Origin of the sequence: Sphingomonas sp. PL-96 (genome assembly GCF_020707215.1) — a bacterium.
Lineage (GTDB): Bacteria > Pseudomonadota > Alphaproteobacteria > Sphingomonadales > Sphingomonadaceae > Sphingomonas.
On record NZ_JAJFET010000002.1, the window covers coordinates 313,727 to 320,159 of the forward strand.

The 6,433-nt window shown below is 67.6% G+C and carries 8 protein-coding genes; 5 read left to right on the forward strand and 3 right to left on the reverse strand.

Annotated features, from left to right (window positions below):
- Nucleotides 1-13: 13 nt before the first annotated feature.
- From LK533_RS06995 to LK533_RS07005, 3 genes are read right to left on the reverse strand one after another with little or no spacing between them, the layout of a single operon-like run.
- A complete protein-coding gene (locus tag LK533_RS06995) occupies nucleotides 14-562 on the reverse strand; it encodes a hypothetical protein (RefSeq protein ID WP_229362058.1) in 549 nt (182 codons plus the stop codon).
- Between the two features lie 52 nt (nucleotides 563-614).
- On the reverse strand, nucleotides 615-1,076 hold the full coding sequence (gene ruvX, locus LK533_RS07000; RefSeq protein ID WP_229362059.1) for a Holliday junction resolvase RuvX: 462 nt from the start codon (nucleotides 1,074-1,076) through the stop codon (nucleotides 615-617).
- The gene (locus LK533_RS07005) at nucleotides 1,073-2,182 is read right to left on the reverse strand and encodes a DUF3089 domain-containing protein (RefSeq protein WP_229362060.1); all 1,110 of its coding nucleotides are present in this window, start codon (nucleotides 2,180-2,182) and stop codon (nucleotides 1,073-1,075) included. Before LK533_RS07005 ends, ruvX begins: the two co-directional genes overlap by 4 nt.
- A gap of 150 nt (nucleotides 2,183-2,332) precedes the next feature.
- On the opposite strand from LK533_RS07005, the gene gatC reads away from it, so the two are divergent.
- The 5 genes from gatC (at nucleotide 2,333) to gatB (ending at nucleotide 6,422) form a co-directional block, all read left to right on the forward strand.
- Nucleotides 2,333-2,620 carry an Asp-tRNA(Asn)/Glu-tRNA(Gln) amidotransferase subunit GatC gene (gene gatC, locus LK533_RS07010; protein WP_229362061.1) on the forward strand — a complete coding sequence of 96 codons (288 nt, stop codon included), beginning with the start codon at nucleotides 2,333-2,335 and terminating at the stop codon, nucleotides 2,618-2,620.
- Nucleotides 2,620-4,104, forward strand: a complete 1,485-nt coding sequence (gatA, locus tag LK533_RS07015) for an Asp-tRNA(Asn)/Glu-tRNA(Gln) amidotransferase subunit GatA (RefSeq protein ID WP_229362062.1) — start codon at nucleotides 2,620-2,622, stop codon at nucleotides 4,102-4,104. Before gatC ends, gatA begins: the two co-directional genes overlap by 1 nt.
- A gap of 98 nt (nucleotides 4,105-4,202) precedes the next feature.
- Nucleotides 4,203-4,490, forward strand: coding sequence for an AbrB/MazE/SpoVT family DNA-binding domain-containing protein (locus LK533_RS07020; RefSeq protein ID WP_229362063.1), 288 nt, complete (start codon nucleotides 4,203-4,205; stop codon nucleotides 4,488-4,490).
- Nucleotides 4,491-4,507: 17 nt separating this feature from the next.
- Nucleotides 4,508-4,927: a type II toxin-antitoxin system VapC family toxin gene (locus LK533_RS07025; RefSeq protein WP_229362064.1), complete on the forward strand. Its 420-nt coding sequence runs from the start codon at nucleotides 4,508-4,510 to the stop codon at nucleotides 4,925-4,927.
- Nucleotides 4,920-6,422, forward strand: coding sequence for an Asp-tRNA(Asn)/Glu-tRNA(Gln) amidotransferase subunit GatB (gene gatB / locus LK533_RS07030; protein ID WP_229362065.1), 1,503 nt, complete (start codon nucleotides 4,920-4,922; stop codon nucleotides 6,420-6,422). The genes LK533_RS07025 and gatB overlap by 8 nt, the downstream gene beginning before the upstream one ends.
- Nucleotides 6,423-6,433: the final 11 nt, after the last annotated feature.

Genomic DNA, 6,433 nt, shown 5'->3' on the forward strand with positions numbered 1-6,433 from the left:
GCCCGGTCTCGGTTCAGGCGAGGCGCAGCTGCGGGCGGCGGCCGAATACGGACGGCGCACCGGCGGTGAGCGCCAGGTAGAGCGCCATCAGGCCGGCGAACCACATCGCGTCGTTGCGGGCGAGCATCCACACAATGGCGGGGGTGAAGTTCTCCGTTCCGCCCAGCACCATCGCGGTGAGGTAGGTCACGACTTCATAGGCGACGAACGCGCCGGCGATCGCAGCGACCATGCGCGCGAGCGAGAGCGTGCCGGTGGAGCCGCGCACCGCATGGGCGACGCCGAAGCCGGCGAGCGTGCTCACCGCGATCGCGACCCCGCGCAGGATCGTCATCGGATCGGTCGGATAACCCAGGAAGCCGAAGCCGATGATCTGGTTGAGCAGCCAGGCGCCCAGCACCGCCATGATGCCTGCGCGGCGCGAGAGCGTGAGCGCCGACGCCGCGGCAAGCGCCGCGAACGGCGTCATGCAGGCGAGCGCGAAGCTGCCGAGAACGGCGGCGCCGTCGATCGCGACGAGCCAGCTGAGGTCGCGGGCGGAACTGCTGCTGCGGGAGGCCATGGGTATCATCCTGTCTGTGTCCGCCGCCCCATAGCGCAGAGGCGGGTGCGCGTCAGCTGTTCACCAGCGCGTCGATTGCGGCCTGCAAGATATGCGCGGCGGCCATTTTGTCCACTGCCTCGGCGCGTTTGGCGCGGCTCATGTCCTGCTCGATCAGCACGCGCTCGACCGCGACGGTCGACCAGCGCTCGTCCCACAGCAGGATCGGCTGGCCCAGGTCGTCGAGGTTGCGGGCAAAGGCGCGGGTCGACTGGGTACGCGGCGAGTCGGTGCCGTCCAGGTTGAGGGGCAGGCCGATGACGAGGCCGACCGTCTGACGTTCCGCGATCAGCGCGACCAGCGCAGCCTTGTCCTTGGTGAATTTGGTCCGGCGGATCAGCACGGCCGGGCTCGCAAAGCTCCAGCCGGCGTCGCAGGCGGCGGTCCCGATCGTCTTGGTGCCGACGTCGAGGCCGAGGAGGCGGCCGCCGTCGGGAAGGGCTGCGCGGAACGCGGCGGAGTCCGTGGTGATCATTGCGCCTTCCACGCCTTCAGGCGGCGCGCGGCGTCGGCGCGCACGCTGCCCCAGAACAGGCTATAGTCATAGACGTGATAGTTGTTGCCCGGCAGCACATAGCTGCCGACGTCCGGCGGGCTTGCGCCGATCAGCAGGAAGCCGCGCCCGTCGCAGCGCGCCGCCACGCGGCCGGGTTCCAGCGTCGCGTTGGTGAGGTTGGCGTTCGGGAACAGCGTGCCGAGGTTCGCACTCGCCGGCGCGGCCGCACCCGGCGTGCCAGTGACCGGGTTGGTGCAGATCAGCGGCGTGCCCTTGCGGGGGGCGCCGGTGAAGCCGGTCGTCGCATCGAAGGTGTCGGTGATCAGGCGCGGGTCGGCGGGCTCGGCGAAGGCCTGCCACGACAGAATGCAGCCGGGCTGGTCCGCGGCGGTGCATTCGGGAAGCCCGAGCGCCGGGAGATCGGCAGTGCGCGACACCGGCCAGCCCACGACATAGGCGGCGACGATGCGGCGGGCGAGCGGGCGGCCGGCCACCCGATCCTTGAGCAGCCGGGTGAGGTGCAGCGAGCCCTGGCTATGCCCGGCAAGCACGATCGGACGGTTCGGGCCGATCTGCGCCAGGAACGAGTCGAACGCCTGCAGCACATCGGCATAGGCGAGGTCGAGCGCGCGCTCGGCGTCGCTGGCGGTGGTCAGAAACGCGCCGAAAGTCGCCTGGCGATAGCGGGGTGCCCACACCTCGCCCATGTCGTTGAAGGCGCTCGCCTGGCCGCGCAGGAACAGCGCCGCGCGCGCATTCGCCTCTTCGTCGGCGAGCGGCGCATTCCACTGGTTCTTGCGGAGGTAGGAGGTCGGATGGATGAAGAACACCGCCGCCTCTGCACGCTCGGGCACGCCCACGCCCGGCGGCGTCCAGCGCGCGGGGTTGTTCGGAATGTCCGGCCGTGCCAGCCACATGTCGGTGTCGGCATAGGCGTCGGGCGCCGCGGCCGGCTGTTCGGCGAAGCGTGCGCTCGGCACCATGCTCCAGCGCAGGATCTCGGCGCCGAACATGCGATATGCAAAGGTGCCGCCGATCGCGAGCATCACCAGAATTGCCACTCCATAGAGGAACTTGCGGGCCACCCGGGGCTCTCCATTGTGCAGTGCAGCATCGCTAAGGCCGACGCAACCGCCTTCCCGTGCGGCATGCGTGCGCATTGCGCAACCGTCCGCACCGCGCGGAGGTGCCGCCGCCCGCTTGTGGCGGGGGTGCGGGGGTGCTAGCCGCACTGCATGTCCGTAGACACTGCAACCGTGAAGCGCGTGGCGAGCCTCGCCCGCATCGCCATCACCGATGCCGAAGCGGAGCGCCTGGCGCCCGAGCTCGGCAACATCCTCGGCTGGATCGAGCAACTGGGGGAGGTGGATACCTCCGCCGTCGAGCCGATGACCGCCGTCATCCCCAACACGCTGCGCCTGCGCGAGGATGTCGTCACCGACGGCAACGTGCGCGACGCGGTGCTCGCCAATGCCCCCCAGGCCGAACATGGCTTCTTCGCCGTGCCCAAGGTGATCGAATAGTGACCGAGCTTACCGACCTGACCGTCGCCGGCATCCGCGACGGCGTGCGCTCCGGCGCGTTTTCCGCGCGCGAAGTCGCCGACGCCTTCGTGACCGCGGTGTCGCGCGCCAAGGCGCTGAACGCCTTCCTGGTGGAGACGCCCGACCATGCGCTCGCCGCCGCCAAACAAGCGGACGATGCGCGCGCTGCCGGCGAGACGCTGAAGCCGCTGGCCGGCGTGCCGATCGGCATGAAGGACCTGTTCTGCACCAAGGGCGTGACGTCCACCGCAGCCAGCCACATCCTGGAAGGCTTCACGCCGCCCTATGAGTCCACCGTGTCGCAGCGGCTGTGGGACGCGGGGGCCGGCATGCTCGGCAAGCTCAACATGGACCAGTTCGCGATGGGCTCGTCCAACGAGACCTCTGCGTTTGGCAACGTGATCTCGCCGTGGCGGCGCAGCGACGGCGGGAATGCCCCGCTCGCACCCGGCGGTTCGTCCGGCGGCAGCTCGTCCGCGATCGCGGCGCGGCTGTGCCCGGCGGCGACCGGCACCGACACCGGCGGCTCGATCCGCCAGCCCGCGGCTTTCACCGGCATCAGCGGCATCAAGCCGACCTATGGCCGCTGCTCGCGCTGGGGCGTGATCGCCTTTGCCTCGTCCCTCGACCAGGCGGGGCCGATGGCGCGCGACGTGCGCGACTGCGCGATCATGCTGGAGGCGATGTCCGGCTTCGATGCCAAGGACTCGACCTCGCTCGACCTGGCCGTGCCGAAGTGGGAGGCGGGGCTTTCGTCCAACCTCGCCGGCAAGCGCGTCGGCATTCCCAAGGAATATCGCGTCGACAACATGCCGGCCGAGATCGAGGCGCTGTGGCAGCAGGGCATCGACTGGCTGCGCGACGCGGGCGCCGAGATCGTCGAGGTCTCGCTGCCGCACACCAGATACGCGCTGCCGGCCTATTACATCATCGCGCCGGCAGAGGCGTCGTCCAACCTCGCGCGCTATGACGGCGTGCGCTACGGCCAGCGCGAGCTGCCCGAGGGCGCGAACCTGCAGGACATGTACGCCGCCACCCGCGCCGCCGGTTTCGGCGACGAGGTGAAGCGCCGCATCATGATCGGCACCTATGTGCTCTCGGCGGGCTTCTACGACGCCTATTACACCCAGGCGCAGAAGGTCCGCACGCTGATCGCGCAGGATTTCGAGCGGGCATGGGCGCAGTGCGACCTGCTGCTCACCCCGACGGCGCCGTCGGCGGCGTTCGCGCTGGGCGAGAAGTCGGACGATCCGATCGCCATGTACCTGAACGACGTCTTCACCGTGCCGTCGTCGCTCGCCGGTCTGCCGGCGATGAGCGTGCCGGGCGGACTGGACGCAGGTGGCCTGCCGCTGGGGCTCCAGGTGATCGGCAAGCCGCTCGACGAGCAGGGCGTGCTCAACGCCGGTCTCGCCATCGAAGAGCGCGCGGGCTTCACCGCACGTCCCGAGGCTTGGTGGTGAGCATCCTCGGCTCCAAAGGGCGCGATGGACGTAAGGCGCGGAACAATGATGGCAATTACACCTCAACGGTGTTACGTCAGTAACACCGGAGTGTGATGATGAACGCGCCAACCCATATCGAAACAGGCACCATGACCAGCAAAGGTCAGATTCTGATTCCGAAAGCGATGCGCGACGCAGTTGGGCTCGTACCGGGGCAGCCCTATAAGGTCGCCGTCAACGATGGCGGACAGGTTGTGGTGACGCCGCTGGGCTTTACGCAGGCAGAGGGTGAGGAGCGCATGCGGCGGGTTCGTGATGCTATCGCGGCTCTCGCGGGCAAGTACGCGACCGGCCAGAGTACAGATGACTACATGCGTGAAGTGCGGGGTGACCGCGAGCCGTGATATTGGTGGATTCCAATGTGCTGATCGACGTGTTCAACCGCGATCCGCAGTGGTTCGAATGGTCGTCGGTGAATCTGCAGCGCGCCGTCTATGGGGCTGATCTGGTGATCAATCCGGTGGTGGTCGGCGAGGCTGCGCCATGGGTTGGGTCGCTTGAGAACTTCAACTTGATCATGGTCGCGCTGCTGATCCGCACCGAGGCTCTGAGCGTGGAGGCAGGGTATCTCGCCGGTGTGGCCTATCAAGCTTATCTGGAGCAACGACGAAAGAACAAGCAGCCGTTCACAGCCAAGGCGGTGCTGCCGGATTTCTTTGTCGGCGGTCATGCCGAGTCTGTGGGAGCTACCATTTTGACCCGCGACTCTGATCGATACCGGAAATATTTCCCTACCGTTCCTCTGATTACCCCCGAAGCGGATCGCATCGAAAATGACTGAGTCCACCTACCGCATCCGTGGCGCGACCGGCGACTGGGAGGTCGTGATCGGCCTGGAGGTCCACGCCCAGGTCACTTCCAACGCCAAGCTCTTTTCGGGCGCCGCCACCGAATTCGGCGCGGAGCCGAACACGCAGGTGTCGCTGGTCGACGCGGCCATGCCCGGCATGCTGCCGACGCCCAACAAGGAGTGCATCCGCCAGGCGGTGCGCACTGGCATGGCGATCGACGCCCAGATCAACAAATGGTCGCGGTTCGATCGCAAGAACTATTTTTATGCCGATCTGCCGCAGGGCTATCAGATCAGCCAGCTCTACCACCCGCTGGTGGGTGAGGGCCGGTTGCTGATCAGCCTGGACGAAAAGGATCCGGACGCCGAGACCAAGGAAATCGGCATCGAGCGCATCCACGTCGAACAGGACGCGGGCAAGCTGATGCACGACCAGCATCCGACGCGCTCCTATGTCGACCTCAACCGCTCGGGCGTGGCGCTGATGGAGATCGTCAGCCGCCCGGACATGCGCTCGCCGGCCGAGGCCGGCGCCTATGTCCGCAAGCTGCGCACGATCCTGCGCTATGTCGGCTCGTGCGACGGCAACATGGAGGAGGGCTCGATGCGCGCCGACGTGAACGTCAGCGTGCGCAAGCCCGGCGAGCCGTTCGGCACGCGCACCGAGACCAAGAACGTCAACTCCGTCCGCTTCGTCATGGCCGCGATCGAGCATGAGGCACGCCGCCAGGTCGATGTGCTGGAGGAGGGCGGCCGCATCGTCCAGGAAACCCGCCTGTTCGATCCGGACCGCGGCGAGACGCGCTCGATGCGCTCCAAGGAAGACGCGCACGATTATCGCTATTTCCCGGATCCCGACCTGTTGCCGCTGGTGCTGGAGGACGCGTTTCTGGAGGAATGCCGCCAGTCGCTGCCCGAGCTGCCCGACGCCAAGCGCCAGCGCTATGAACAGGCGCTGGGCCTGTCCGCCTATAACGCGGCGGTGCTGACGGCCGAGGCCGAGACAGCGCGCTGGTTCGAGGCGCTGCTGGCCGAAAGCGCGCTGGTCCAGAAGAAGGGCGAGGGTGAGGTCGCCAAGGCGACGGCGAACTGGCTGATCTCCGACCTGTTCGGCGCGCTTAACCGCCTGGGCAAGAGCATCGGCGACAGCCCGGTGAGCCCCGCCCAGGGTGCCGAACTGCTCGGTCTGATCGCCGACGGCACCATCTCCAACACGCTGGGCAAGCAGGTGTTCGAGATCATGCTGGAGACCGGCGACGACGCCGGCACGATCGTCGAGGAGCGCGGGCTCAAGCAGACCAGCGACACGGGCGCGATCGAGGCGGTGATCGCCGAGGTCATGGAGAAGAACGCCGACAAGGTCGCCGACTATCGCGGCGGCAAGGACAAGCTGTTCGGCTTCTTTGTCGGCCAGACGATGAAGGCGATGGCCGGCAAAGCCAACCCGGCGGTGGTGAACGAGCTGCTGAAGAAGACGCTCGGGTGATCCGCGCGACC

Coding starts and splice junctions, on each gene's coding strand:
- LK533_RS06995 (WP_229362058.1), bottom strand. CDS start 562: ATGGCCTCCCGCAGCAGCAGTTCCGCCCGCGACCTCAGCTGGCTCGTC.
- ruvX (WP_229362059.1), bottom strand. CDS start 1,076: ATGATCACCACGGACTCCGCCGCGTTCCGCGCAGCCCTTCCCGACGGC.
- gatC (WP_229362061.1), top strand. CDS start 2,333: ATGTCCGTAGACACTGCAACCGTGAAGCGCGTGGCGAGCCTCGCCCGC.
- LK533_RS07020 (WP_229362063.1), top strand. CDS start 4,203: ATGAACGCGCCAACCCATATCGAAACAGGCACCATGACCAGCAAAGGT.
- gatB (WP_229362065.1), top strand. CDS start 4,920: ATGACTGAGTCCACCTACCGCATCCGTGGCGCGACCGGCGACTGGGAG.